General features: G+C 65.6%; 27 protein-coding genes. 15 read left to right on the forward strand and 12 right to left on the reverse strand.

The window, feature by feature from the left end; genetic code table 11:
• Position 1: 1 nt before the first annotated feature.
• From CupriaWKF_RS28645 to CupriaWKF_RS28660, 4 genes are read right to left on the reverse strand one after another with little or no spacing between them, the layout of a single operon-like run.
• The gene (locus CupriaWKF_RS28645; protein ID WP_276101791.1) at positions 2-1063 is read right to left on the reverse strand and encodes a VWA domain-containing protein; all 1062 of its coding nucleotides are present in this window, start codon (positions 1061-1063) and stop codon (positions 2-4) included.
• Positions 1060-2091 carry a DUF58 domain-containing protein gene (locus tag CupriaWKF_RS28650; RefSeq protein WP_276101792.1) on the reverse strand — a complete coding sequence of 344 codons (1032 nt, stop codon included), beginning with the start codon at positions 2089-2091 and terminating at the stop codon, positions 1060-1062. The genes CupriaWKF_RS28645 and CupriaWKF_RS28650 overlap by 4 nt, the downstream gene beginning before the upstream one ends.
• Positions 2069-3082, reverse strand: coding sequence for a MoxR family ATPase (locus tag CupriaWKF_RS28655; RefSeq protein WP_276101793.1), 1014 nt, complete (start codon positions 3080-3082; stop codon positions 2069-2071). The genes CupriaWKF_RS28650 and CupriaWKF_RS28655 overlap by 23 nt, the downstream gene beginning before the upstream one ends.
• 12 nt (positions 3083-3094) lie before the next feature.
• Entirely contained in the window at positions 3095-4018 is a 924-nt protein-coding gene (locus tag CupriaWKF_RS28660; RefSeq protein WP_276101794.1) for a trypsin-like peptidase domain-containing protein, read from the reverse strand.
• Between the two features lie 75 nt (positions 4019-4093).
• Between CupriaWKF_RS28660 and CupriaWKF_RS28665 the strand changes: the two genes are divergently transcribed.
• The 5 genes from CupriaWKF_RS28665 to CupriaWKF_RS28685 all read left to right on the forward strand — a co-directional run bounded on the left by CupriaWKF_RS28665 (position 4094) and on the right by CupriaWKF_RS28685 (position 9059).
• A complete protein-coding gene (locus CupriaWKF_RS28665; RefSeq protein ID WP_276101795.1) occupies positions 4094-5158 on the forward strand; it encodes a VWA domain-containing protein in 1065 nt (354 codons plus the stop codon).
• Positions 5159-5294: 136 nt separating this feature from the next.
• Complete coding sequence (locus CupriaWKF_RS28670) at positions 5295-6062, forward strand: ParA family protein (RefSeq protein ID WP_276101796.1); 768 nt, start codon at positions 5295-5297, stop codon at positions 6060-6062.
• A 94-nt stretch (positions 6063-6156) separates the two neighbouring features.
• Entirely contained in the window at positions 6157-6771 is a 615-nt protein-coding gene (locus CupriaWKF_RS28675; protein ID WP_276101797.1) for a TetR/AcrR family transcriptional regulator, read from the forward strand.
• A gap of 119 nt (positions 6772-6890) precedes the next feature.
• Positions 6891-7859, forward strand: a complete 969-nt coding sequence (locus CupriaWKF_RS28680) for a tripartite tricarboxylate transporter substrate binding protein (protein WP_276101798.1) — start codon at positions 6891-6893, stop codon at positions 7857-7859.
• 9 nt (positions 7860-7868) lie between these two features.
• The gene (locus tag CupriaWKF_RS28685; RefSeq protein WP_276101799.1) at positions 7869-9059 is read left to right on the forward strand and encodes a M24 family metallopeptidase; all 1191 of its coding nucleotides are present in this window, start codon (positions 7869-7871) and stop codon (positions 9057-9059) included.
• Positions 9060-9136: 77 nt separating this feature from the next.
• On the opposite strand, the gene CupriaWKF_RS28690 is transcribed toward CupriaWKF_RS28685, so the two are convergent.
• Together CupriaWKF_RS28690 and CupriaWKF_RS28695 are read right to left on the reverse strand one after the other, a co-directional pair.
• Complete coding sequence (locus CupriaWKF_RS28690; RefSeq protein WP_276101800.1) at positions 9137-9940, reverse strand: BPL-N domain-containing protein; 804 nt, start codon at positions 9938-9940, stop codon at positions 9137-9139.
• Between the two features lie 79 nt (positions 9941-10019).
• A complete protein-coding gene (locus CupriaWKF_RS28695) occupies positions 10020-10493 on the reverse strand; it encodes an Lrp/AsnC family transcriptional regulator (RefSeq protein WP_276101801.1) in 474 nt (157 codons plus the stop codon).
• 410 nt (positions 10494-10903) lie between these two features.
• Between CupriaWKF_RS28695 and hppD the strand changes: the two genes are divergently transcribed.
• From hppD to CupriaWKF_RS28720, 5 genes are all read left to right on the forward strand, one after another.
• Positions 10904-11983 (forward strand): 4-hydroxyphenylpyruvate dioxygenase, encoded by a 1080-nt coding sequence (hppD, locus tag CupriaWKF_RS28700; RefSeq protein ID WP_276101802.1) that lies wholly within the window; start codon positions 10904-10906, stop codon positions 11981-11983.
• A gap of 140 nt (positions 11984-12123) precedes the next feature.
• Complete coding sequence (locus CupriaWKF_RS28705; RefSeq protein ID WP_276101803.1) at positions 12124-13509, forward strand: amino acid permease; 1386 nt, start codon at positions 12124-12126, stop codon at positions 13507-13509.
• A 119-nt stretch (positions 13510-13628) separates the two neighbouring features.
• Positions 13629-14828: an amino acid aminotransferase gene (locus CupriaWKF_RS28710; RefSeq protein ID WP_276101805.1), complete on the forward strand. Its 1200-nt coding sequence runs from the start codon at positions 13629-13631 to the stop codon at positions 14826-14828.
• 231 nt (positions 14829-15059) lie between these two features.
• Entirely contained in the window at positions 15060-15854 is a 795-nt protein-coding gene (locus CupriaWKF_RS28715) for an SDR family oxidoreductase (RefSeq protein WP_276101806.1), read from the forward strand.
• Positions 15855-16084: 230 nt separating this feature from the next.
• Positions 16085-16915: a MipA/OmpV family protein gene (locus CupriaWKF_RS28720; RefSeq protein WP_276103266.1), complete on the forward strand. Its 831-nt coding sequence runs from the start codon at positions 16085-16087 to the stop codon at positions 16913-16915.
• Positions 16916-17142: 227 nt separating this feature from the next.
• Here the strand turns inward: CupriaWKF_RS28720 and CupriaWKF_RS28725 are convergent, their stop codons facing one another.
• A complete protein-coding gene (locus CupriaWKF_RS28725; protein WP_276101807.1) occupies positions 17143-17322 on the reverse strand; it encodes a hypothetical protein in 180 nt (59 codons plus the stop codon).
• Positions 17323-17603: 281 nt separating this feature from the next.
• Between CupriaWKF_RS28725 and CupriaWKF_RS28730 the strand changes: the two genes are divergently transcribed.
• The 3 genes from CupriaWKF_RS28730 (at position 17604) to CupriaWKF_RS28740 (ending at position 19670) form a co-directional block, all read left to right on the forward strand.
• Positions 17604-18077, forward strand: a complete 474-nt coding sequence (locus CupriaWKF_RS28730) for a hypothetical protein (protein ID WP_276101808.1) — start codon at positions 17604-17606, stop codon at positions 18075-18077.
• Between the two features lie 204 nt (positions 18078-18281).
• On the forward strand, positions 18282-18611 hold the full coding sequence (locus CupriaWKF_RS28735) for a DUF3175 domain-containing protein (RefSeq protein ID WP_276101809.1): 330 nt from the start codon (positions 18282-18284) through the stop codon (positions 18609-18611).
• 27 nt (positions 18612-18638) lie between these two features.
• Complete coding sequence (locus CupriaWKF_RS28740) at positions 18639-19670, forward strand: class I fructose-bisphosphate aldolase (protein WP_276101810.1); 1032 nt, start codon at positions 18639-18641, stop codon at positions 19668-19670.
• A 10-nt stretch (positions 19671-19680) separates the two neighbouring features.
• On the opposite strand, the gene CupriaWKF_RS28745 is transcribed toward CupriaWKF_RS28740, so the two are convergent.
• Together CupriaWKF_RS28745 and CupriaWKF_RS28750 are read right to left on the reverse strand one after the other, a co-directional pair.
• Entirely contained in the window at positions 19681-20214 is a 534-nt protein-coding gene (locus tag CupriaWKF_RS28745) for a cytochrome b/b6 domain-containing protein (RefSeq protein WP_276101811.1), read from the reverse strand.
• A 25-nt stretch (positions 20215-20239) separates the two neighbouring features.
• A complete protein-coding gene (locus CupriaWKF_RS28750; protein ID WP_276101812.1) occupies positions 20240-20506 on the reverse strand; it encodes a PepSY domain-containing protein in 267 nt (88 codons plus the stop codon).
• A 263-nt stretch (positions 20507-20769) separates the two neighbouring features.
• On the opposite strand from CupriaWKF_RS28750, the gene CupriaWKF_RS28755 reads away from it, so the two are divergent.
• Positions 20770-21399 (forward strand): hypothetical protein, encoded by a 630-nt coding sequence (locus CupriaWKF_RS28755; RefSeq protein WP_276101813.1) that lies wholly within the window; start codon positions 20770-20772, stop codon positions 21397-21399.
• Entirely contained in the window at positions 21380-21994 is a 615-nt protein-coding gene (locus CupriaWKF_RS28760) for a hypothetical protein (RefSeq protein WP_276101814.1), read from the forward strand. Before CupriaWKF_RS28755 ends, CupriaWKF_RS28760 begins: the two co-directional genes overlap by 20 nt.
• Before the next feature lie 97 nt (positions 21995-22091).
• Here the strand turns inward: CupriaWKF_RS28760 and CupriaWKF_RS28765 are convergent, their stop codons facing one another.
• The 3 genes from CupriaWKF_RS28765 to CupriaWKF_RS28775 all read right to left on the reverse strand — a co-directional run bounded on the left by CupriaWKF_RS28765 (position 22092) and on the right by CupriaWKF_RS28775 (position 24074).
• Positions 22092-22571, reverse strand: coding sequence for a nuclear transport factor 2 family protein (locus CupriaWKF_RS28765; RefSeq protein ID WP_276101815.1), 480 nt, complete (start codon positions 22569-22571; stop codon positions 22092-22094).
• A 10-nt stretch (positions 22572-22581) separates the two neighbouring features.
• The gene (locus tag CupriaWKF_RS28770) at positions 22582-23184 is read right to left on the reverse strand and encodes a TetR/AcrR family transcriptional regulator (RefSeq protein WP_276101816.1); all 603 of its coding nucleotides are present in this window, start codon (positions 23182-23184) and stop codon (positions 22582-22584) included.
• A gap of 122 nt (positions 23185-23306) precedes the next feature.
• Positions 23307-24074: an IclR family transcriptional regulator gene (locus tag CupriaWKF_RS28775; protein ID WP_276101818.1), complete on the reverse strand. Its 768-nt coding sequence runs from the start codon at positions 24072-24074 to the stop codon at positions 23307-23309.
• Between the last annotated feature and the right edge of the window lie 12 nt (positions 24075-24086).

Raw genomic sequence — 24086 nt, forward strand, 5'->3', positions numbered from 1 at the left:
CCTATAGCACCCGCCCGAACCACCATAACGACAGCAGCCCGGCACAGGCTGCCAGCAGCGCGCCCAGCGCCGCGAAGAACGCCGTCACTTCGACCTGGTCGCGCTTGTCGAAGGCAAGCCTTGCATTGAGCGCGCGGTATACCTTCTTCAGCGAGGCGGCATCCTCGAGGCGGAAGTACTCGGCCCCGGTTGCATCGGCGACTTGCTTCAACGCTTTTTCGTCGAGCCTGACACGCGCCGACCAGCCGTCCGCCGACAGCACCACGCCTTCGGTGGTGCCGACGCCGACGGTATAGACGCGCACACCGTACCTGGCGGCGAGTTGCGCGACCTGCTCCGTGCCAGGGCCCGCGTTGTTTTCGCCATCGGAGAACAGGACGATTGCGCCCGACGCATAGGAACCAGGCGTCGCGGGGCCATCGTCTCCGGGTGCCCCGGGCTTTTTCGGCGGCGCGACGTCGATGCCGTTCATCAGGCGTTCAGCGTCGCCGGCAGCCTCCGGCAACAGCGTTGTCAGCGCAACGAGCAGGCCATTGCCCAAGGCCGTGCCGCCTTGCGGCTTCAGCCCTTCAATGGCCGCGGCCACGTCGTCCTTGCTGCGACTGGGCGCCTGTGCCAGCGCAGCGGTGCCCGCCATCGCCACCACCCCCACGCTGACGCCCGCTGGCTGGGCGTCGAGCAGGACCTTTGCTGCCTGCTGGGCAGCGCGGATGCGGCTCGGGCGCACGTCCTGAGCACGCATGCTGCCCGACAGGTCGATGACGAGGATCACGGTCTTGATACGCGAAGGCAGCATCAAGACCGCCTGCGGGCGGGCCATGGCAAAGATCAGCGTGCTCAAGGCCAGCAGTGTCAGCACGGCAGGCACGTGACGGCGCCAGCCGGTCCCGCCCTTGATGGCCGCGCCGACGGATCTCAGCGCGGGACGGTTCACCGCCGCACGCCGCCGGCGCAGGTCGAGCCAGAGGTAGCTTGCGGCCAGTACCAGGACCAGGGCGAGCAGCCAGAGCATGCCGGGCCACAGAAAGCTGAATAGCGGCAACCGGTTCACGGTCTCGGTCATATCGCCCCCATGGCCGCCATTCTGTCCGCTCCCCTGGCTGCCCCTTGCCGGAATCGGCGCTCGCGCGTGAACTGCAGCAGTGCCAGGTCGATCGGCGCGTAGGTCGAAAGCGTCAGGCATTCCACGCCCGCGCACGCGAACGCGCGGCGCAGTTCGGTCTCGCGCGCCTCGGCAGCGGCAGCGAAGCGCTTGCGGAATGCAGGATCATGCGTGTCGACGAACATCTGCTCTGCGCTTTCGGCATCCTGCAGCACCACCAGCCCCAGGTCGGGCAAGGCCATCTCCAGCGGATCGACCAGCCGCACGGCGACGACTTCATGGCGCCGGGCCAGCATGGCAAGCGGCACTTGCCAGCCCGGGGTGCTGATGAAATCGGAAACGACGAACATCACCGAGCGCCGCTTCGCGACGGCGCGCGCGCGCTCGAGCAAGTCGCGCAGGCGGGTCTCGCCCGGGCATGCGGCCGGGGTCGCGTGCATGCGGTTCAGCAGGTGCAGCAGCTGGCGCCTGCCGGAGCGCGGCGGGATCATCGATGCCTCCGCCCCGCCTGCCCCGCCTGCCCCGCCATAGAGCACGGCGCCGACGCGGTTGCCATAGCGCGTCAGCAACAGCGCCATGACGGTGGTGAAGTCGCTCAGCAGGTCGCGCTTGCGCACCGCGCCCGAGCCGAATTCCACCGACCCGCTCAGGTCGAGCACGAACCACGCCGAGAGGTCGCGGTCTTCCTGGAACTCGCGCACATGCGGCGTCTGCAGCCGGGCCGTCACGTTCCAGTCGATATGCCGCACATCGTCGCCGGGACGGTACTCGCGCAAGTCGGCAAGATCCAGCCCGAAGCCGCGGAACAGCGTGCGGTAGTCGCCTTGCAGAAGACCGTCGAGGCGCCGCACCACGGTCCACTCCAGGCGCCGCAACAGCGTCTCGGCCTGCCTGGCGCCGACACTTGCCAGCGCCGCGCCGGCACGCGCGGCCTCGGGGGCGACCGCCCCCGCGCCGTGCCGGCGCTTACCGAGCCACCGCCCGAACATGGGATTCGAGCGGGCGCTCCGGAACCGGCAACGCCTGCAGGATGCGCGTGATGAGCTGGTCCGCCGTCGCGCCGTCCGACATGGCCTCGTACGACAGCGACAGGCGGTGGCGCAACACGTCGGGCACCAGGTCGACCAGGTCTTCCGGCACGGCATAGTTCCGGCCGCGCAGGAACGCCAGCGCGCGCGCGCCTTCGACCAGGCCGATGGTCGCGCGGGGACTCGCACCGAACGCAATGTAGCGCCCCAGCTCCTCCAGGCCGCAGCTCGCCGGCTTGCGGGTGGCGGCCACCACGCGCACGGCATACTGGACCAGCGACGGGTCCACATAGACGTTGCGGCATTCCTCCTGCAGGCCCGCCAGATGCTCGGGCGTGGCAATCGCACTCACGCTGATCCTGGGTCCGGTGACGCGGTTGACGATGACGACCTCCTCCTCCTCGCTCGGATAGCCGACCAGCACCTTCATCATGAACCGGTCGACCTGCGCCTCGGGCAAGGGGTAGGTGCCTTCGGTCTCGATCGGATTCTGCGTCGCCATGACCAGGAACGGCGTGGGCACGCGATGGGTCTCGCCGGCAATGGTGACCTGCTTCTCCTGCATGACTTCCAGCAGCGCGCTCTGCACCTTGGCCGGCGCCCGGTTGATCTCGTCGGCCAGCAGCAGGTTGGCGAAGACCGGCCCGCGCACGGTCGAGAACTCGCCGGTGCCCTGGTTGTACATGCGCGTGCCGACCAGGTCCGCGGGCAGCAGGTCCGGCGTGAACTGGATGCGCTTGAAGGACCCGCTCATGGTCATGGCCAGCGTGTTGACGGTCAGCGTCTTGGCCAGGCCAGGCACGCCTTCGACCAGCAAGTGGCCGCCCGCGAGAATGGCCACCAGCACGCGTTCGAGAAAGTGGTCCTGCCCGACCACGATCCGCTTCACCTCGTACAGCAGGCGCTCCATCAGGTCGGCGCTGTCCATCGCGCCATGGGCTTGATCGTTCATAGGCCTCCGCGTCTAGAAAGGAGAAGTTCCAAGGGAAGCGCCGGCGCTTTCGATGGTGACGGCAAAGCCGATCCCGAGGAAGGTGCCGCTCTGGTTGGGGTTGAGGATGGCGGTGACGATCCCGACCACTTCGCCGTCCATGTTCACCAGCGGGCCGCCCGAATTGCCGGGATTGGCCGCTGCGTCGAACTGGATCAGGTTGTCCAGGCTCTGCTTGTTGTCGGGCGACACGAACTGCCGGTCGAGCCCCGACACCACGCCGGCGGACACCGACGGCCCGATGCCGAACGGAAAGCCGACCGCGACGACTTCGGACCCCGGTGCAAGGTTGCGGCTGGAGCCCAGTGTCGCTGCCGGCAGGTCGTCGGGGATGGATTTCGGCCTGACGAGGGCAAGGTCCTTTTCCGGTATCGCCTGCATCACCGTCGCCTCGGAAGTCAGGCCATCGTGAAACCGGACCTCCACGCGCTTGGCATCGGCAACCACGTGGTAGCTGGTCAGCACCAGCCCGCTTTCGGTCACGACCACGCCCGAGCCAATGTGACGCGCTTCACGCCCGCCTTTGGCCGGATCCTTGCCGGCAGGCGGATCTGCCTTGGCCTGCTCGTCGGGCGGCGAGCGCCGTGATGGCGGCAAGGCTCTTGGGCGTGTGGCCGGCGGATCACGCCTGGCGCGCGGCGCGGGCGCAGCTTCGGGCACTGGCTCCGCCGGCGAGAAGCTGCGCACTTCCACCACGGATTCGCGGATGGCCTCGGCCGCCCGCGCGGTGCGCGACGGCAGGCTCTTGGTCTGCAGCGTGTGCAGCACGGCCGCGTCGATATCCGCCTGCGTCAGTACCCGTGGCGATGGGCGCGACAGCCACGCAAAGGCCAGCGCCGACGCCACCAGCGCCGTGACCGCCGCCGAGACCCATCCGTAGATCGTCACACGCTTCATCGCACGCTCCCGAGGTCCCGTGCCGCCTTAAAAAATACAGTACCATCCCCTTAACCATGCGCCAAGGAGCAGGGCATGCAGTTTCTCTGGCCGCAAATGCTCTGGCTGCTGCTCGCGCTTCCGTTGCTGGCAGTCGCTTACCTGTACCTGATCGCGCGACGCAAGAAGGCCGCCCTGCTTTACGCCAGCCTTGCGCTGCCGCGCGCCGCGCTCGGCCCCGGCCAACGGCTCCGGCGTCACATTCCCCCGCTGCTCTTCCTGTTTGCCCTGGGCGCCGCCCTGCTGGCCTGCGCGCGGCCCACGGCTACCATCACGCTACCGTCCGACACGATCACCCTCGTGCTGGCCATGGATGTCTCGCGCAGCATGGAAGCCACCGATGTGGCGCCCACGCGCATCAGCGCCGCACAGCAGGCGGCGCGCGACCTGATCGTCGGCTTGCCGGGTAGCGTTCGCCTTGGCATCGTCTCGTTCGCCGCCACGGCTACCGTGGTGCTGCGCCCCACCAGCAACCGGCAGGACATGATCGACGCGATCGACCGGTTCCAGCTCCAGCGTGGGACGGCGACGGGCAGCGGACTGATCCAGGCACTGGCCGTGCTGTTTCCGGACGATGGCATTGACCTCGAAGCGATTCTCTTCAGCGACGACCCGCCCTTCTCCTCGGCGCGCGGGGCCAGGCCGCTCGACGAAGCGGCCGCGGCCGACGCCGCGCGCAAGCGTGCGCAGGAGCGGCCGCCGGCGCAGCCGGGCTCCTACCGGCACGGCGCGGTCATCCTGCTCAGTGATGGCCGCCGCACCACGGGCCCGGACCCGCTCGACGCGGCGCGCATGGCGGCACAGCGTGGCGTGCGCGTCTATACCGTCGGCTTCGGAACGCTGGGCGGCAACGCGCCCGAGACCAGCCTCTCCTACTACATGCAGCTCGATGAGCCCACCTTGCGCACGGTGGCCACGCTGACCGGAGCGGAGTACTTCCAGGCAGGCTCGGCGGCGGACCTGAGCCAGGTGTACCGCGAACTCAGCGCGCGCTTCGCGATGGAGCGCCGCGAGACCGAGGTCGGTGCGCTGCTGGCCGCGGTGGCAGTCTTGCTGCTTGTGTCGGCTTGCGCACTTTCGATGCTGTGGTTCCGGCGCTGACGTTGCCTGGCAGGCAAGGTCCTGACATACCGGAATCCAGGTGTCAACGCGTGCCTGCTGCCTTGTGCACCGTGTCCCGACGCCATGTTGTTGAGGTATGCTTCCGCCTCCAGAACGATCTTCTCCAGAGGGGCAAATGCGGCGCGTCGTGTTCAATCAGAAGGGTGGCGTGGGCAAGTCGACCATCGTGTGCAATCTCGCCGCGATCAGCGCCAGCAAAGGCTTGCGCACGCTCGTCGTGGACCTGGACGCGCAGGGCAACTCCACCCAGTACCTGATGGGCGCACAGGCCGCCGAGGCCAGCCCCACCGCCGCCCACTTCTTCGAGTCGTCGCTGACCTACAGCTTCAAGCCGGTCGACCTGAGCAGCTTCATCCATGCCACGCCATTCGAGAACCTCGATGTGATGCCGGCGCATCCCGACCTCGATGCGCTGCATGGCAAGCTGGAATCCCGCTACAAGATCTACAAGCTGCGCGATGCCCTGATCGAACTGGAGTCGGTCTACGACGCGATCTACATCGACACGCCGCCCGCGCTCAACTTCTACACGCGCTCCGCGCTGATCGCGGTGGAGCGCTGCCTGATCCCGTTCGATTGCGATGACTTCTCGCGCCGGGCCCTGTACACGCTGCTCGACAACGTGAAGGAGATTCAGCAGGACCACAACGAGGCGCTGCACGTGGAAGGCATCGTCATCAACCAGTTCCAGCCGCGTGCGAGCCTGCCCGTGAAGCTGGTCGAAGAACTGGTCAGCGAAGGGCTGCCGGTGCTGGGCTCACGGCTGTCGTCGTCGGTGAAGATCCGCGAATCGCACCAGCACGCTACGCCCATGATCCACCTCGATCCGCGCCACAAGCTGTCGCAGGAGTACCTGGCGCTGCACAGCGAGCTGGCAGGCTGAGGCATCGTCGGGGATCGTCGGAGCCGGATCACGTAGAATTCCGGCCTGCCGCCCTGCCCCCGCTTTCGGGGCGGTGCACGACGACCACCGAGCCATGCCGAAATCCAAAGCCACCGCCATTGACCGGTCCACCAGCGAGCAGGCACTCCAGCTGCTCGACGCCGCCACCGGGCAGGTGCTTGCCAATGGCCTCGGGGACCTGTCGCTGCGCAGCATGGCCGATGCGCTCGGCACCAGCCACCGGATGCTGATCTACTACTTCGGGTCCGCCGATGGCTTCTGGCAGGCGCTGCTGCACCGTATCCGGCACGCGGAGCAGGACGCGCGCCAGCGCGTGATCGTCGACGGCATGGAGCCCCAGGCCGCGATGGAAGCCGCTTGGGACCGCTACTCCGCGCCCGGCTACCTGCCGATCATGCAGTTGCTGTTCGAGATCTATGGCAAGGCCATCCGGGATCGCGAGCGCTTCAGCGGCTTCCTCGAGGACGTTGTCGGCAGCTGGACCACGATGCTCGCCGAGCGCTTTCGCCAAAGCATGGACCTTGACGAGGACGAAGCGCGCCTGCGTGCGCGCGTCGAAGTTGCCACGATGCGCGGCCTGTTGCTGGACCTCGTCACCACCGGCGACCGCGAGGGCACCACGGCTGCACTGAAGTATTTCGCCAGCCGCATGGCAATATCCCCCACCTCCGGCAAATCCTCCACGTAGCTCCCGCTTCGCTGACGAGATCGGCGTAAACCCCGATTTCGCCCTTCGATGTACCACATGGTACATTGCTTCCACGCTCCGGCGGTCGGGGCGTCTCTCGCAATGAATCAAGGTGGAATATGGACCGGCGACAACTACTGGCCTGGGCGGCCGGTACCGCGGCAGCGATGACGCTGCCGGGTATCGGGCTGGCGCAGGTTTTTCCCTCGAAACCCGTGCGGCTCGTGGTGCCGCAGGCCGGAGGCAGCGGCAACGACGTATTGGCCCGCGCGCTCGCGGAAAAGCTGGGGCAGGCCTGGAAGCAGCCTGTGGTCGTGGAGAACAAACCCGGCGCCAACGGCACGCTGGCGATCGGCTACGTGCTGGGCCAGCCGGCCGATGGCCACACGCTGTTCTTTGCCGGCGTCTCCAACCTCGCGTTCAATCCCTTCCTTTACCCGAAGCTGCCTTACAGCCCGACCCGCGACCTGACCGGCGTGGCGATGCTGGCCAATTCGCCGTTCGTATTCGTCGCGGCGCCATCGCTCAAGGTCGGCTCGTTCCAGGATTTCGTGCGCATGGCGAAGGCGCATCCGGGCGAGATCAGTTTCGCATCGGGTGGCATCGGCAATTCCACGCACCTGGCCATGGAACTGGTCGCGGAACGCACCGGCATCCGCATGCAGCACGTGCCGTTCAACGGCACCGGCGGTTCCACCAGCCTGATGAGCGGACAGACGCCCGTGATGATGAACGTGATCGCCGGAGTGCAGCCCTTCTTTGCCGGCAGGAAACTCGTCCCGCTGGCGGTTACCGGTGACAAGCGCCTGCCGGCCCTGCCAGCCGTGCCCACCTTCAGGGAACTTGGCTACGACGTTCAGGTGCCGGGCTGGTACGCCATCGTCGCGCGGGCGGGCACGCCGGCTAGCGTGATCCAGCAGGTCAATGCCGACATCAACCACGTGCTGGACGACCCCGGATTCAGGGAGAAGCTCGGCTTCCAGTTCCTTGAGCCGATCAAGGGGCCGCCGTCGGAAGTCGAGCGCTACATCCAGCGCGATGCCGACACCTGGGGCCCGATCATCCGGCGCCTGAATATTTCTCTCTAGGACATCGATATGGCATACCTGAGCAAGGCAGTACACGACTATCGCCTGGCGGCGATGCATCGGCTGATGGACCGCCTGCGCGTCGACGCGCTGGTCTTCGGCACGCCCGACTTCTTCCAGTACGCGACCAATTTCCAGCTCGACGTCTGGCCGTGGGAACGCCCCGTGTTCGTGGTCGTTCCGCGCAACGGCGAAACGTTCGCGGTGATGAACGAACTGTCGACCAACCACCTGCGCTTCGCCGCCAGCAAGGGCACGGTATGGCTCACGGACGTGACCTTTTATGCCGAGCATCCGCGTATGTCGAACCGGCTGCCGTTGCCCGCGCAATTGCCTGAAGTCGTCGCGGCGATGCTGGGCGCAAAGGGGCTCGGCATGTCGCGGATCGCCGTCGACGTCCAGCATCCGATCCTTGCCGGCGCGCAGCGCTACCTGCCGGAACTGACCTTGCGCCAGTCGCTCGCGGAAATGCGCAGCCTGCGCTGGGTCAAGCACGCCGAGGAGCACCAGGTCATGCGCAACCTGGCCGCGCTGACCGACTGGGTACAGGACCGCTACCGCGAGAACATCCGTGCGGGCCGGCTGGTGCAGGAACTCGACCACGCCATGGCCGCGCTGATGGTGGAAGAAGCGGCGCGCCGCTTCCCGGGTGAGGACTTCGACATCCTTAAATGCTGGACGCTCACCGGGCCCGCCTCGGCCTCGCCGCATGGCGACGGCGCCGCATGCGGGGCACGGATTGCGCGCGGCGACACCATCGTCAACCTCGTGCTGCCGCGACTGAACGGCCTCCATGTCGAGAACGAACGCACCTGGTTCTGTGGCCAGCCCGACGCCGAACAGTCGCGGCTTTACCAGGTCGCCGCGCAGGCGACCGACGCCGCGGTGGCCGCCGCCGTGGTCGGCAACCGCGTCTGCGATATGGATGCCGCGGCCCAGGCGGTGATCGAAGCAGCCGGCTGCGGACAGTACGTCTTCCACCGTACCGGCCATGCGGTCGGCCTGCTGCTGCACGAGTATCCCGAAGACATGGCGTTCAACACGCGGGCGCTGCTTGCCGGCGAAGTGTACTCATCCGAGCCGGGACTCTATGTCTATGGCCTTGGCGGCTTCCGGCTCGACGATACGGTGATCGTCGGCGACAAGCCGGAAGTGATCGTCAATACGCCGAAAACGCTCGAGTATGCGACGGTGAGGTAAGACGCGCAGGGTTGGAGCGGGCGCCTGGCATCCCAGCCGCGCCAAACCCTTCCGGGATTGCCCGATGCGGCTGCCGGTCAACCCAGCGCCAGCCCGCCGTGCGCCAGCACTTGCCGGAACACCTCAAGCCGGGCGTCGCCGGTCGCGGCCAGCTGCTGGCAGACGTGCATATGCTTGTCCATGTCGCTGTGTCCGCGCAGCGCTTCCTCGCACTCCTGCTCGGAAATTTCGAGGTGGACGCCGGTCAGGATCGCGCGTCCCTGGCCGACCCGCGAACTGACGATTGCCGGTGGCGTGCCCTCGATATCGGCATAGACGGCCAGCACTTCCGTGCCGGCATCGGCCGCTTCGCCAAAGTCGAATCGGCAGCCGCCATGGTAGTGGGTGTAGACCGACATCGGCACCGCGGCCAGCCGGTCGGTGGTGCGCAGTTCGACCGCTGCGGTGGTGCGCGGCGTCCCGTCATAGAGCCGGCCGCCAGTGAGCTCGGGCAGCGAGCCGACCGCGACCGCATCGACGAAGCTCAGTTCGCGCGGGCCGCAGATCGCGCCTTGGGTGCCAGCGTGGAAGGCCAGTTCCCGGCACGCGTAGTAGGCGCCCGCGCAGATCCCCAGGTAGACGCCGCCCTCCTCGACGAAGCGCCGGATGCGCGCATTGGGCGCGCCATTGAGCTTCGCGCAATACGGCAGGTCGGCACCGCCCGGCATGACGAACATGACGGCGTCGTCGAACAGCGTCGGATCATGCCGGATGTCCGATGCCATGACCGCGCGCATTTCATAGGCGCCGGACTGTAGCTGCTGGCCGATCGTGCGCATCAGGCACGCGGTCCAGTCGGAGGCACCGGCATCGATGTAGGTCAGGATGTGGGGCTTTGGCATCTTGGATTGCAACCGGTCGGGCCACCATGGCGCTTTGCACCGAGTGTATGCCACATACGGATCGGCATCCGCAAAGGCTTCACACCTCCATCGGCACGGCGCTGGTGCACTTGATCTCGTCGAGGCACACGCTGGACTTCACGCCGCTCACGCCTGGAATGCGCATCAGCGTATCCAGCAGGAAGTCCGACAGCGACTTGAGATCCCTGGCGACCACCTTCAGCACGTAGTCGATATCGCCAGTCACCGAGAAGCACTCCTGGATCTGCGCGAGTTCCGCCACCAGGCTCTTGAAGTTGGACAGGTCGCGGATATGGCCGCGCTCCATGGTCACGTGGATGAACGCCACGACGCCGAAGCCCAGGGCCGCCGCATCCAGCCGTGCCTCGTAGCGCTTGATGATGCCGCTCTCCTCCAGGCGGCGGTGGCGGCGCAGCGTTTGTGCCGGCGACAGCGCAATGGCTTCGGCCAGCTCCAGGTTCGAAGCCCGTCCCTGCTCCTGTAGCACCCCCAGCAAACGGCGATCCGTGCGGTCCAGCTCGATGGTTTGCACTTTTGTTTCCCCTATATTCGATTACATGCAATCAGATTTCGTAATTCAGGGTTTCCCTGCGTGAGTTATGAAATCCAATTTTGTCGGCCAGAATATACACTGCATCCAAGATTGGCAATGCCTACGAGGAGCCAGAGAGACTTCCAGACATTGCCAGCGCGCGCCGCAGGTCACGATCGTGGCGCACCGTTCGCAATATTATTTCCCGGCCAACCGGCCGGCCTGCAAGCGCCCCATGACCACTCGCCTACCGTCCCTGCCACGTCAGAACGCCCACCGGCACGACCCCGGGCTCCGGACACGCGTGCGCTGATTCCAGCGCTTGCCCGCTTTTCCCTTTTCCCCCACGCTGCCGGGCACCCTATCCGGCGCGTGAGATCAAAACACTTACCTTCCCCGTGAGACAAACCATGGCCGACCTCTTTGACAACCCGATGCAACTGATGGGCTTCGAATTCGTCGAATTCGCCTCGCCCACCCCCAATGTGCTGGAGCCGCTGTTCGAGAAGATGGGTTTCTCGCTGGTGGCCCGCCACCGCTCCAAGGACGTGCTGCTGTATCGCCAGGGCGAAGTCAACTTCATCGTCAACCGCGAGCCGCACAGCCACGCCGCCTACTTTGCCGCCGAACACGGCCCGAGCGCCTGCGGCATGGCGTTCCGCGTGAAGGATTCGCACAAGGCCTATGCCCGCGCGCTGGAGCTCGGCGCGCAGCCGGTGGAAATCCCGACCGGCCCGATGGAACTGCGCCTGCCCGCGATCAAGGGCATCGGCGGCGCGCCGCTGTACCTGATCGACCGCTTCGAGGAAGGCAAATCGATCTATGACATCGACTTCGAGTTCATCGAGGGCGTGGACCGTCACCCCGAAGGCCACGGCCTGAAGCTGATCGACCACCTGACGCACAACGTCTACCGTGGCCGCATGGCCTACTGGGCCAGCTTCTACGAGAAGCTGTTCAACTTCCGCGAGATCCGTTACTTCGACATCAAGGGCGAATACACGGGCCTGACCTCCAAGGCCATGACCGCGCCGGACGGCAAGATCCGCATTCCGCTGAACGAGGAATCGTCCAAGGGCGCCGGCCAGATCGAGGAATTCCTGATGGCCTTCAATGGCGAGGGCATCCAGCACATCGCCTTCCTGACGGACAACCTGATCGAAGTCATCGACAACCTCCAGCTCGCCGGCGTGGAACTGATGACGGCGCCGAACGACTACTACTACCAGGCCCTGGATACCCGCTTGCCCGGCCACGGCCAGCCGGTGGACCAGCTCAAGGCCCGCGGCATCCTGCTGGACGGCACCACCGAAGGCGGCAAGCCGCGCCTGCTGCTGCAGATATTCTCGAAGACCGTGCTCGGCCCGGTGTTCTTCGAGTACATCCAGCGCAGCGGCGACGATGGCTTCGGCGAAGGCAACTTCAAAGCGCTGTTCGAATCGCTGGAGCGCGACCAGATCGCGCGCGGCACACTCAAGGTCGAGGCCTGACCGGCCCCGTCCTGTCACCGTCGCCGGGCACCGCACCCCATGCCCGGCGATCCTTACGGCCCAGGCGTCCCACCCGCACAGCAAGAGACGCCAGGTCTGCGCATGCCATTCCATAAGAATGGGTAGAGGAAACAACACAGATGGTTGCAAGCAACAATGACGGCACGCTCAAGCGTGGCCTCAAGAACCGGCACATCCAGCTGATCGCCCTTGGTGGCGCCATCGGCACCGGGCTGTTCCTGGGCATCGCCCAGACGATCAAGATGGCCGGCCCCTCGGTCCTGCTCGGCTATGCCGTCGCGGGCATCGTGGCCTTCTTCATCATGCGCCAGCTCGGCGAGATGGTGGTGGACGAGCCGGTTGCCGGCTCCTTCAGCTACTTCGCCAACAAGTACTGTGGCCACTTCGCCGGCTTTATGTCGGGCTGGAACTACTGGGTGCTGTACATCCTGGTGAGCATGGCCGAGCTGTCGGCGGTCGGCATCTACGTGCAGTACTGGTGGCCCGGCATTCCGACCTGGGTCTCGGCGCTGGCGTTCTTCCTGATCATCAACGCCATCAACCTGTCGAGCGTGAAGTCGTTCGGCGAGATGGAATTCTGGTTCTCGATCGTCAAGGTCGCGGCCATCATCGGCATGATCGGCTTCGGCGGCTACCTGCTGGTGTCGGGCAATGCCGGCCCGCAGGCCAGCATCACCAACCTGTGGCAGCACGGCGGCTTCTTCCCGAACGGCCTGGGCGGACTGGTCATGGCCATGGCGGTGATCATGTTCTCGTTCGGCGGCCTGGAACTCGTCGGCATCACGGCGGCGGAAGCCGACCAGCCCGAGAAGAGCATCCCGAAGGCGACCAACCAGGTCATCTACCGCATCCTGATTTTCTACGTCGGCGCGCTGGCGGTGCTGCTGTCGCTGTACCCGTGGGAAAACGTCGTGACCGGCGGCAGCCCGTTCGTGCTGATCTTTCACGCGCTGAACAGCAACTGGGTGGCCAATGTGCTGAACGTGGTGGTGCTGACGGCCGCTCTGTCGGTCTACAACAGCGGCGTGTACTGCAACAGCCGCATGCTGTTCGGCCTGGCCCAGCAGGGCAATGCACCGAAGTCGTTGCTCAAGGTCAGCAAGCGCGGCATTCCGCTGACGGCGCTGGGCGTCTCGGCGGCGGCCACCGGCCTGTGCGTGCTGATCAACTACTTCATGCCCGGCAAGGCGTTCGAACTGCTGATGGGCCTGGTGGTCTCGGCCCTGATCATCAACTGGGCCATGATCAGCATCATCCACCTGAAGTTCCGCGCCGATAAGCGCAAGGCCCGCCAGGAAACGCGTTTCCAGAGCTTTGGCTACCCGCTGACCAACTATCTGTGCCTGGCATTCCTGGGCGGCATCCTGTACGTGATGTACCTGACCGACGGCCTGCGCATCTCGGTGTACCTGATCCCGGTGTGGCTGGCCGTGCTCGGCATCAGCTACCGCCTGCGCCAGAAGAACGCCGTGCCGGCCCTGCAGGGCAGCGTTTCGGCCCGGTAAGTCCCCGGCAAGACAACGGCGGGGCGCCATGGCGCGCCGCCGGTTACACTTCAGTCTGTGCGCCCGGCGCCCGGCCGGCCGCGCACGCTCCAGCCCCGACCCAGAATCCTGAGAATCCCATGTTTGCACATATCGAGGCCTTTCCCGGTGACCCGATCCTTTCGCTCAACGAAGACTTCCAGAAAGACCCGCGCACCGAAAAGGTCAACCTGAGCATCGGCATCTACTTCGACGACGACGGCCGCCTGCCGGTGATGCAGGCCGTCGAAAAGGCGGAGGCCGCGCTGCTGGCCGACATGGGCCCGCGCCCCTATCTGCCGATGTCGGGCCTGGTGGCCTACCGCAATGCCGTGCAGGCCCTGGTGTTCGGCGAGGACAGCCCGGCCCGCGCCGCCGGCCGCGTCGCCACGCTGCAGACCCTGGGCGGCTCGGGCGCGCTGCGCGTCGGTGCCGACTTCCTCAAGCGCTACTTCCCGCAGTCGCAGGTATGGATCAGCGACCCGAGCTGGGAAAACCATCGCGTCGTGTTCGAGCGCGCCGGCTTCACCGTCAACACCTATCCCTACTATGACGATGCCACCGGTGGCCTGAAGTTCGACGCCATGGTCGACGCCATTGGCAAGCTGCCGAAACAAAGCATCGTGCTACTGCACGCTTGCTGCCATAACCCGACCGGCGTGGACCTGAACCAGGACCAGTGGCGCCAGCTCGTCGGCGTGCTCAAGGCGAAGGAACTGCTGCCGTTCGTCGACATGGCCTACCAGGGCTTCGGCGAAGGCCTGGAGGAAGATGCGTTCGCGATCCGCGAACTGGAGCGCCAGGGCGTGCCGTGCCTGGTGGCCAACTCGTTCTCGAAGAACTTCTCGCTGTACGGCGAGCGTTGCGGTGGCCTGAGCGTGGTGTGCAACAGCGCTGGCGAAGCGGCCAACGTGCTGGGCCAGCTGACCGGTGCGGTGCGTGCCAACTACAGCAACCCGCCGACGCATGGCGCACGCGTGGTGGCCAAGGTGCTGACCACGCCTGAGCTGCGCTCGCTGTGGCAGCAGGAACTGGCGGAGATGTGCAACCGCATCGCACGCATGCGCCAGGCCATCCACCACAACCTGCGCGACCATGTCAGCGGTGAAGCGCTGTCGCGTTACCTGACCCAGCGCGGCATGTTCACATACACCGGCCTCACCGCCGGCCAGGCCGACCGCCTGCGTGAAGACCACGGCGTGTACCTGCTGCGTTCTGGCCGCATGTGCGTGGCCGGGCTCAATGAACGCAATGTGACGGTGGTCGCCAAGGCCATCGCCAGCGTGCTCGGCGGCAAGTAAATCCCCCGCCGCTTGCGCGGTCCGGCCTCTGTTCCGGACCGCGTTCCCTCCTTCAGGGCCCACGGCCACCGTGGCGCCTGCGCTACATCCTCCGCATTCCCCTCGCCTGCAAGCCTTGGCCGTTCGTAGTACAAACGCAGGGGCGGCGGGCGGCGCCATGCCAGGTGCCGTCCATGCCATCCTCCGAGGCCTCCTGCGCCGCGTTCGGCGCACATCCTGAAAGGTACCGCCATGAAGATCGATCTGTCGGGCAAGACTGCCCTGGTCACGGGTTCCACCGCGGGTATTGGCTTTGCCACGGCGAGGGGCCTGGCGCAGGCCGGCGCGCGCATCATCCTGAACGGGCGAAAGGCCGATGCGCTGGCGAAGGCGGCGGACACGCTGCGCGCCGAAGTGACCGGCGCGGACGTGGTCACGTTCGCCGGCGACCTGGCCACGCCGCAAGGCGTGCAAGCGCTGCTGGCGCAAGTGCCGGCCGTCGACGTGCTGGTCAACAACCTGGGCATCTTCAACCCTCAGGATTTCTTCGAGACGCCGGACAGCGAATGGACGCGCTTCTTCGAAACCAACGTGATGTCGGGCGTGCGGCTGTCGCGTGCCTACGCACCCGGCATGGTGCAGCGCAAGTGGGGACGGATCGTGTTCATCTCGTCCGAATCCGGGCTGAACATCCCCGTGGAGATGATCCACTACGGTTTCTCCAAGACCGCACAGCTCGCGGTATCGCGCGGGCTGGCCAAGCGGCTGGCCGGTACCGGCGTGACGGTGAATGCGGTGCTGCCCGGACCAACCCTGTCGGAAGGCGTGGAGGAAATGCTGGCTGATGAAGTCAAGCGCACCGGTAAACCCGTGGAGGAAGTCGCGGCGGATTTCGTCAAAGCGCATCGCAGTTCATCTATCATTCAGCGCGCGGCGACCGTCGATGAAGTGGCCAACATGATCGTGTACGTGTGCTCGCCGCAGGCGTCCGCGACGACCGGTGCCGCGCTGCGCGTGGATGGCGGCGTAGTCGATACCATTGCATGACCGGTGCCGATGCAGATTCTGCGAGCGGCAGGGAAGTTTGAGATGGCTTGCACGGCTTTGCCGGGCCGCGCGAGCCGCATGACCAGCTGAGGCATCGGGCATCGCGCTTGCTCGGCCAGATACAAGAAAAAGACCGCCCTTGCATGGCATGCGGTCAGGAGGAATACGTGAAGAACGTGAAAACCCCGGGAATCGCAATTGCTTCCAGTACACCACGCGCCGGCTGCCGCATGCGCGTGTCAGCGTACCTGCTGGCGCTGGGCGCTCTGGCGTCGACGCAAGCGCAAGCGCAGACGCCGGCCCCGCTGGCCGAATGGCAGTTCTCCGTCGGCGTGCCGCTCGAAAAGCTGTTCGAAGAGACCATTCCGGAATGGGAAGTCCGCCTTGGCGCGGCGGCAATGCTGCGCCCGCACTATGACGGCTCGTCGAAATACATCGTGATCGGCGGACCCAGCGTCGATATCCGCTACCGCGACATCGCGTTCGCCTCGATTGGCGAAGGCCTCGGTGTCAATGTCCTGCGCGGCAAGAACTACCGGGCAGGTATTGCGCTGACCTACAACCTGGGCCGGCGCGCCGAGGAAAATTCCCCGCTGCTGGACGGCATGAAGAACATCAACCCGGCGCCGGAAGCCAAGCTCTTTGCAGAATACGCCGTGTCCAAGGAATTCCCGCTGGTGATGCGCGTCGACGCGCGCCGCAGCCTGGGTGGCTCGGATGGCTGGATCGGCGACATCGGCGCCTACATGCCGTTGCCGGGCAGCTCCGAGAAGTTCTACTGGTTCGCGGGCCCCACGCTGACCCTGGCGGACTCGCGCTACATGAACGCCTGGTACGGCGTGAGCGCATCGCAGGCACGGCCCGGACGGCCGCAGTTCAGCCCGGGCGGCGGCGTACGCTCCTACGGCTTCGGCCTCAGCGCGGTCTGGTTCTTCGACAAGCACTGGTTCGCCACGACCGATGTCTCGGTGCTGCAGCTCGTGGGCGATGCCAAGCGCAGCCCCCTCACGCAGACTGCGACGGGCGGGGCCTTCGATCTGTCGATCAATTACCAGTTCTGAGCGGCGCGGCAAGAAAAAAGGTTCTTTGCCGGATTGCGGGGGATGGGGAATGACGGGGTTGTCGTTCTTGGCAGGCGCCGCTGTTTCGCCGGCTACGCCGGCGAAACAGCGGCGCCTGCCAAACACGCCCCCCTCCCCCATTCCCGCAATCCGGCGAAGAACCGAAAAAAAAGCGGCGGAGCCTCCTGCCGAGGCTGCGCCGCACGGCAAACCCATCAGCCCGGCACTTATTGCGCCGTCTTGTCGGCGGCAGGCTTCTTCGCGTGCTTGTGAGCGTGGGTCTTCTCCTTGTGGTTGCTCTTCTCCACCTTGGCAGGCTCCTTCGACTCCGGCGCGGCAGCCGGCGCTTGCGCAAATGCACCAGCGGCAAACAGGCCCAGGGTCAGGATGGCAAGGACTTTCTTCATTGTCAGTCTCCGGAAGGACGCGCGAGGTTGCGCGTTGCTCCTGAAAACGTCGACCGGCAGCGTACTGTTGACGGGCCGCCCGCGGAGTGTGTAACGGAATATTTCCGCCGCACGGAGGACTTTGCGGTACCGCAATATCCCGTCGATGTGATTTAAAGCTGGCAATCCTGTGCCGATAACGCTGGCATCCCCCGCATATTCCGTTCCCCAGCCTCGTACGTACGTTGCCCCCGGCGTGGCGTGCAGCAAATCGCAAGCAGTCCCTCAACTGGAGCATCACCATGAGCCTGATCGAATCCGCCACGGCAAGCCCGCCCGTCCCCTCCTCTGCGGATACTCCCGCCATGGCAGCGGACGCGGCTGCCGATACGCCGGGTAGCGCCACGGCGCGGCCCGGTGCCGATGTCCGGATCTCCATGCCCGGGAGCATCCTGGGTTCCGGACGCGCGGCGAAGGAGGCAGCCGCCAAGGACAGCGAAATCGACAACAGCAACCTGCCCGACAACGTCAAAAAGCTGGTCAAGCGGCTGCGCGAACTGCGCGAGAAGCTTGAGCAGAAGGTCCAGGAATTGCAGGAGCTCAGCAACAGCACGACCGGCAACCCCGAGCAGCGCCGCATGTGCATCGAGGCGCTGCGCACCGAGGTTGACGGGCTGACGGCCGCCATGGCCAGCGTCAGCGCCGACCTCGCCGAAGCTACCCGCAAGTTCAGCAGGGATCAGAAGACGCTCGTAGCCAGCCTGATCATGGGCTGAGGCCACGCCGTATCCGGCTGCGGGCTCAATCGGGGCATCAAGCGGGGCATCAAGCGGGGCATCAAGCGGGGCAGCGACATCGGGCCGCCTTGTGATGCCCCGCCCTGATGTAACCGCTCCCACGCAAAGGAGCGCCCCTGGCACCCACATTGCACCTGGAATCGCCTAGTCTGGGATAGAGAGCAGCCGTTTTGGGGATGCACAGTGGCCGCAGCCAGATCCACACGACAGTCCAGCAAGCAGCGCCGCCATGGCCGCCATGCGCGCCGCTGGTCAAAGCAGGTCGGTGAACACAGTGACGCGCTGGACCTGGAACCCGACACCTTCAAGCGCACCGACCCGAAGGAAATCGCCGCTTCGCTGAAGCGCTCTGCCGAACACAGCCGCCGGCGCAAGGGCACGGCGTTCCAGTCAGCGATGTCGATGCTCAATTTCTACATCAACCGCGCGGGCCGCAACCTGCCGAAGACGCAGCTGAACGTACTCCAGCGTGCCAAGGGCAAGCTGCGCGAAGCCTTTGGGCGCGCGCCGTGACAGGACAGCTGGAGAACCGGAGAAGCTATGGATACCGCAAGCGAACTGCAGGCCACGGTGAAAGCCATGGTGCAGCCGGGCAAGGGATTGCTCGCCGCCGACGAAAGCGGCCCCACCATTGCCAAGCGCTTCGCCACCATCGGCGTGGAGTCGAATGAAGAAAACCGCCGTGCATGGCGCAGCCTGCTGTTGTCGACGCCAGGGCTTGGCGCGCATATCAGCGGCGTGATCCTGTATGAGGAAACGCTGGGCCAGCGCGCCGACGACGGCACGCCGCTGCCCGAGCTTTGCGCGCGCCAGGGGATCGTGCCCGGCATCAAGGTCGACAAGGGCAAGGTGCCGCTCGTGAATGCGCCGGGCGACGAGATCACGGAAGGGCTGGATGGATTGCCGAAGCGGCTGGAGGGCTACCGCCAGCAGGGCGCACGCTTCGCCAAATGGCGTGCGGTGATCAATGTTTCGGACACCTTGCCCGGCGCGCTTGCCGTGCAGGCCAACGCGCAGGTGCTGGCCGCGTATGCGGCGATCTGCCAGGCAGCGGCCATCGTGCCGATCGTCGAGCCTGAAGTCCTGATGGACGGCGACCACAGCATGGCGCGCTGCGCGGCCGTGACCGAACGCGTGCTGCATGCGGTGTTCCATGCGCTTCATCGCTATGGCGTGGTCTTCGAACACATGGTGCTCAAGCCGAGCATGGTGATCGCCGGCAAGAAGTGCGCGCAGCAGGGATCCGTGCAGGACGTGGCCAGCGAGACCGTGCGCGCGCTCAAGCGCACGGTGCCGGCGGCGGTGCCCGGCATCTTCTTCCTGTCAGGCGGACAGACCCCCGAACAGGCGACCGCGAACCTCGATGCCATGAACCGGCTCGGCCCGATGCCGTGGCCGCTGAGCTTCTCCTACGGACGCGCGCTGCAGGAGCCGCCGCTCGCCGCATGGCGCGGACAGGCGGCTAATCTCGGAACGGCGCAGCAGGCACTGCTGAAGCGCTCGTTGCTCAATGGCAAGGCTTGCCTGGGGCAGTATGAAGCGGCGCAGGAGACGATGAAGGAAGGCGCCTGACCGCTGGATGCTAAGCGTCGTGGTTCCGGCGCTTGCGCCCCGTCAGCATCGCCAGCACCAGATTTTCCTTGCCGGTCACGCTGAACACCACGGCGGCAAGCACGTGGACGATGATCAGCGCGGTCAGCATGTCCGCGAGCGCGCCATGGATGTCGATCGGCCAGTCTTCGCCCCACAGGGCATCGAGCCGCGACATCCATCCGGTGACTGCCAGCGCCAGGATCAATGCCCACATCAGCAGCATCATGACCGCGCCAAGCGGCGTGTGGCTGAGGAAGCGCGGCGCGCGGCGCTGCACCAAGGCCTTGCTGTAGGCCAGCACGCCAGCCGGCTGCGGCACCCACGCACGGAAGCGTGCATGCTCGCTGCCGACAAAACCCCAGAGCATGCGCAATAGCACGAGACCGGCGGCCACATAGCCAAGCGCGCGGTGCAGGCGGCCGCCGGAATCCTCGATCAGGTCCCAGAAGACCAGGACCGCCACGCTCCAGTGCGTGACACGGACGACCAGGTCCCAGACTCGGAACGAAGCCTTGTCCTGCATGGCGGAACCGATGAGGCAGAGGACCTTATTTCCCAATCTCGGACTTCACGATATCCAGGGTCTTGGTGTCGAAGTAGATCTCCGCTTTCTTGCCGTCCTTGGTCGTGCCGTAGATCTCGTAGCAGTTGCCATCCACCTTGAACTTCTTGATGACATAGCCCTGCGCCTCGATCTTGGCCCGGGCGTCGGCTTCCGCCATCCATTCGGATTTTGGATGAGACACGCACTTGGCACTGGCGAGTGCACCGGTAGAAACCGCAGCGGCGGCGGCGAAGGCGATGATCTTGAGCATGGGAGTCTCCGACAGTAAGCCCGTGACAGGCGATGGCGAGATCGTACCGTTAAACGGGAATTGTTCTCAATATCGGGTTTCCCCAGATTGCCTGGAATCGCCGTTTCACCGTTGCTTTACCCCCTGCCTCAGTAGGGTCAGCTCCCGGCCCACCCGGCCGATAGTCTCTTAACGACGGCTGACGTCAGGGAGCGATGCATGGGAAAGCCCGCATCGGGAACCGGCCAGCCGGCGTAGGAATCCCTCAAAACAAAAGAAGAGCCATGCAAAACAGTTCAGGAAACCACTCTGGTCGGTCCGTTGTTCGTCGAATTTCCCTCGCCCTGGCAATATCCGGCGCCGCGCTGCTGTCCGGCTGTGCCACCAGCTATGTCGATACGGCGACCAAGGAAATCCCCGCAGCGAGCATGAAGAAGCCCGAGCAACCCAGGCCGGTCCAGCTCGCTTTCGAGTTCCAGTCGAAAGGCGCGCCCAACGCCCGGGCCACCAACTTCCTTAAGGAAGATGTCACGAAGCAGGTGGCGGAAAGCGGGCTGTTCTCGAAGGTCACCACCGAGCCGACGCCAGGGGCTTCCCTGCTCAGCGTGACACTCAACAACATTCCCCTGACCGACGACGCCGCCAGCAAGGGCTTCGTCACCGGGCTGACATTCGGACTAGCAGGCAGCGCAGTGTCCGATGGCTATGTCTGCACAGTCAGCTATCTTCCGGCCGGTCAGTCGGCAGCAATCGTCAAGACAGCGCGCCACGCGATCCACACCACGGTCGGCAATGCGAACCCTCCCCCCGGCGCAGTCAAGTCCGAAAGCATCGCGGCGGCGGTCCACCAGATGACGCGCGATGTGCTGAGCAACGCGCTGAAGGAACTGTCGGATGACGCGTCGTTCCACTGACATCGCCATTGCCGGGCGCCCCGTCCGCCTGACTGTTCTGGTGGCCCTCCTCGCCGGCTTGCTGCAACTGGCCGGCTGTGCAGAAATGCAGATGGGGCAACCGAAGGCAACGGTGGAAAACGCCACCGTCATGCGTGGCGCCGGCTTCGCGCCTGTCGACGTCGGGCGGTTCGTCGCCGACGACGCGAAAGGCTCTGGCATGGACCGTGGCGTCAGCATCCGAAGCAATTCGTTGCGCTCGCCCGTTGACGGTTCCCTCGCGCAGTATTTGCGGGAAACCTTGCGCGTGGAGCTGGCTTCCGCAGGGTTATTGGATCCCAAGGCCGGAACAGTGGTGACGGGCGTCCTGTCGGACAGCGAGGTGAATGCCCCCGTAGGCGAGGGTACCGCATCGCTCGGCGCAAGGTTCGTCGTCACGCGCGCCGGCACGGTCCGCTATGACAAGCAACTCGGTGTCAGCGCAAAGTGGGATTCGCCTTTCATGGGCGTGTCGGCTATCCCGCAGGCCGCGGGCCAGTATGAGGCGCTCTATCGCAAGCTGGTGGGCACGCTGCTGACCGATCCGGCATTCCGGTCGGCGATGCGCGAGCCTTAAAGCCAGTCCGCGCCAGTCCAGACTTCAACCGGCAGCGCATCAGGCGACGCAGTCTCCCCGCCCCGGCCTGCACGCCGGGGCACGCTTCCAGTTGCCGTCAGAGCCCCAGTTCCGACAGCCCCGGATGCTCGTCCGGACGACGGCCAAGCGGCCAGTGGAACTTGCGATCCGCCTCCCTGATCGGCATGTCGTTGATGCTGGCGTACCGGTTGATCATCAGTCCGTCCTCGCCGAACTCCCAGTTCTCGTTGCCGTAGGAGCGGAACCAGTTGCCCGAGTCATCGTGCCATTCGTAGGCATAGCGCACGGCGATGCGGTTGCCGCCGAAGGCCCACAGCTCCTTGATCAGGCGGTAGTCGAGCTCCTTCTTCCATTTCCGCTCCAGGAAACCGCGTGCCTCTTCGCGGTTATTGGCGAACTCGGCGCGGTTGCGCCAGCGAGTATCCAGGCTGTAGGCCAGCGAGACTTTCGCGGCATCGCGCGTATTCCAGCCGTCTTCGGCCAGGCGGACTTTCTCGATGGCGGTTTCGCGCGTGAACGGCGGAAGCGGCGGACGGATTTCGGAGTTGGATGTCATGGGGAGCACCTCAATGGTGGGACGAAGACGGTCCATTGACGGACCGGGAAGATTCGAGCAGCACGGCCGCGGCCCTGCCGGCGCTGTCGGCGGCACTGGCATCGCCGCTGACCATCGCTACGGCAGTCGCGCCGTCGATCAGTACGAGTAGCTGCCGCGCGGTTTCGCCGGGATCCGGCAAGCCACAGGCCTGCGTCAGTTCATTGAGGTAGGCCAGCAGGCGCTGCTTGTGGAACCTGGAAACGGCGCGGATTTCGCTTTGCGGATCCTCTGTCTCGCCCGTCGCGTTGATGAAGGCGCAACCATGGAAGCCTTCAGACTCGAACCATTGCCGCATTGCCGGAAAGATCGACATCACGCGGGCAAACGCTTCACCCGTAGCCGGGGTCGAGCGCATGAACCACGCCATCCAGCGCTCGTCACGGTTTTTGAGCGCCGCTGACACCAGCGCTTCCTTGGTCGGATAGAGCCGGTAGATGCTCTTGCGGGCCACCCCCGACGCCTTGACGATGGCATCCATGCCAGTGGCGTGTATGCCACCCGAATAGATGAGCTGCTCGGTGGCTTCGAGCAACCTGGATTGCGCGGAGAGATCTTCGGTATCTTCGGTCATGGTCTTTCGCTCACGCGAGAATGATCGTTCTCTATAGGAAGCTATAGTAGAACGACCATTCTCCACAGTCAAGCATTGCCCGCGACCGCGTGTAGCCGGCTCCCAGGCGCCGGCCTATCCCCCTATCCCCTCAGTGAAGCCTGTCCGCTGCGCAGCGCGTCGACGATCGGCCCCACGCTGGATTCGACGCGATGGATCGGCCCGGCCACGGACATCCCATACACCACCCCGCCGATGTCCACTGGCACGGCGATCGCGCCCAGGTCGGGAAACGACTCGCCGAAGTTCGGATACCAGCCTTGCTGCTGCCACTGCGCGATGCCCTGCTCCAGCGCTGCACGGGAGGCCACGGTGCGCTCGGTGCGGGGCCGGAACGAGACCTTCGCCAGCGCCGCGTCGCGCGCCTCTTCCGGCATGGCGCCAAGAATCGCGCGGCCGATCGAGTTGACATGCACGTCGCGCAGTTCGCCCGGCGTGGCGATATAGCGCACGGGGTTCTGGGACTCCCGCACTTCCAGGTACAGCACGCGCCCGTCATCCTGCAGCTTGCCGAAGATGACGGTTTCGCCGGTGGCATCGCGCAGCGCTTCGAGCACGGGCTGCACGCGCTCCAGCAACGGGTCATTGCGCGAGATGCGCTGGGCGATATTGAGCAGCCGGCTGGTCGGGTAATAACCCTGCCGCCGCCCGGTCTCGTAGAGATAGCCGAGCGACGCCAGCGTGCGGATCAGGCCGAGGCAACTCGACATCGGCGCGCCGAGCAGCTTTGCCAGTTCCGTCAGCGTGAGCGAGCGGCCTTCGCGCGCGTAGATCTCCATGATCTCGATCACGCGCAGTGCCGTCTTCACGCTGGCCTGCCCTGCCTTGTCGCCCGTCTCGGATTCCGCCATCTCCCTGTTCCT

Source organism: Cupriavidus sp. WKF15 (assembly GCF_029278605.1).
Classification (GTDB): domain Bacteria; phylum Pseudomonadota; class Gammaproteobacteria; order Burkholderiales; family Burkholderiaceae; genus Cupriavidus.

What these genes read in the sequence shown, in the direction of transcription:
- CupriaWKF_RS28725 (WP_276101807.1), bottom strand. Translation starts at nt 17,322, where the DNA reads ATGAAGAAAGTCCTTGCCATCCTGACCCTGGGCCTGTTTGCCGCTGGT.
- CupriaWKF_RS28705 (WP_276101803.1), top strand. Translation starts at nt 12,124, where the DNA reads ATGGTTGCAAGCAACAATGACGGCACGCTCAAGCGTGGCCTCAAGAAC.
- CupriaWKF_RS28740 (WP_276101810.1), top strand. Translation starts at nt 18,639, where the DNA reads ATGGATACCGCAAGCGAACTGCAGGCCACGGTGAAAGCCATGGTGCAG.
- CupriaWKF_RS28710 (WP_276101805.1), top strand. Translation starts at nt 13,629, where the DNA reads ATGTTTGCACATATCGAGGCCTTTCCCGGTGACCCGATCCTTTCGCTC.
- CupriaWKF_RS28745 (WP_276101811.1), bottom strand. Translation starts at nt 20,214, where the DNA reads ATGCAGGACAAGGCTTCGTTCCGAGTCTGGGACCTGGTCGTCCGTGTC.
- CupriaWKF_RS28730 (WP_276101808.1), top strand. Translation starts at nt 17,604, where the DNA reads ATGAGCCTGATCGAATCCGCCACGGCAAGCCCGCCCGTCCCCTCCTCT.
- CupriaWKF_RS28685 (WP_276101799.1), top strand. Translation starts at nt 7,869, where the DNA reads ATGGCATACCTGAGCAAGGCAGTACACGACTATCGCCTGGCGGCGATG.
- hppD (WP_276101802.1), top strand. Translation starts at nt 10,904, where the DNA reads ATGGCCGACCTCTTTGACAACCCGATGCAACTGATGGGCTTCGAATTC.
- CupriaWKF_RS28680 (WP_276101798.1), top strand. Translation starts at nt 6,891, where the DNA reads ATGGACCGGCGACAACTACTGGCCTGGGCGGCCGGTACCGCGGCAGCG.
- CupriaWKF_RS28775 (WP_276101818.1), bottom strand. Translation starts at nt 24,074, where the DNA reads ATGGCGGAATCCGAGACGGGCGACAAGGCAGGGCAGGCCAGCGTGAAG.
- CupriaWKF_RS28690 (WP_276101800.1), bottom strand. Translation starts at nt 9,940, where the DNA reads ATGCCAAAGCCCCACATCCTGACCTACATCGATGCCGGTGCCTCCGAC.
- CupriaWKF_RS28750 (WP_276101812.1), bottom strand. Translation starts at nt 20,506, where the DNA reads ATGCTCAAGATCATCGCCTTCGCCGCCGCCGCTGCGGTTTCTACCGGT.
- CupriaWKF_RS28755 (WP_276101813.1), top strand. Translation starts at nt 20,770, where the DNA reads ATGCAAAACAGTTCAGGAAACCACTCTGGTCGGTCCGTTGTTCGTCGA.
- CupriaWKF_RS28650 (WP_276101792.1), bottom strand. Translation starts at nt 2,091, where the DNA reads ATGTTCGGGCGGTGGCTCGGTAAGCGCCGGCACGGCGCGGGGGCGGTC.
- CupriaWKF_RS28675 (WP_276101797.1), top strand. Translation starts at nt 6,157, where the DNA reads ATGCCGAAATCCAAAGCCACCGCCATTGACCGGTCCACCAGCGAGCAG.
- CupriaWKF_RS28720 (WP_276103266.1), top strand. Translation starts at nt 16,085, where the DNA reads ATGCGCGTGTCAGCGTACCTGCTGGCGCTGGGCGCTCTGGCGTCGACG.
- CupriaWKF_RS28655 (WP_276101793.1), bottom strand. Translation starts at nt 3,082, where the DNA reads ATGAACGATCAAGCCCATGGCGCGATGGACAGCGCCGACCTGATGGAG.
- CupriaWKF_RS28715 (WP_276101806.1), top strand. Translation starts at nt 15,060, where the DNA reads ATGAAGATCGATCTGTCGGGCAAGACTGCCCTGGTCACGGGTTCCACC.
- CupriaWKF_RS28645 (WP_276101791.1), bottom strand. Translation starts at nt 1,063, where the DNA reads ATGACCGAGACCGTGAACCGGTTGCCGCTATTCAGCTTTCTGTGGCCC.
- CupriaWKF_RS28770 (WP_276101816.1), bottom strand. Translation starts at nt 23,184, where the DNA reads ATGACCGAAGATACCGAAGATCTCTCCGCGCAATCCAGGTTGCTCGAA.
- CupriaWKF_RS28665 (WP_276101795.1), top strand. Translation starts at nt 4,094, where the DNA reads ATGCAGTTTCTCTGGCCGCAAATGCTCTGGCTGCTGCTCGCGCTTCCG.
- CupriaWKF_RS28760 (WP_276101814.1), top strand. Translation starts at nt 21,380, where the DNA reads ATGACGCGTCGTTCCACTGACATCGCCATTGCCGGGCGCCCCGTCCGC.
- CupriaWKF_RS28670 (WP_276101796.1), top strand. Translation starts at nt 5,295, where the DNA reads ATGCGGCGCGTCGTGTTCAATCAGAAGGGTGGCGTGGGCAAGTCGACC.
- CupriaWKF_RS28660 (WP_276101794.1), bottom strand. Translation starts at nt 4,018, where the DNA reads ATGAAGCGTGTGACGATCTACGGATGGGTCTCGGCGGCGGTCACGGCG.
- CupriaWKF_RS28765 (WP_276101815.1), bottom strand. Translation starts at nt 22,571, where the DNA reads ATGACATCCAACTCCGAAATCCGTCCGCCGCTTCCGCCGTTCACGCGC.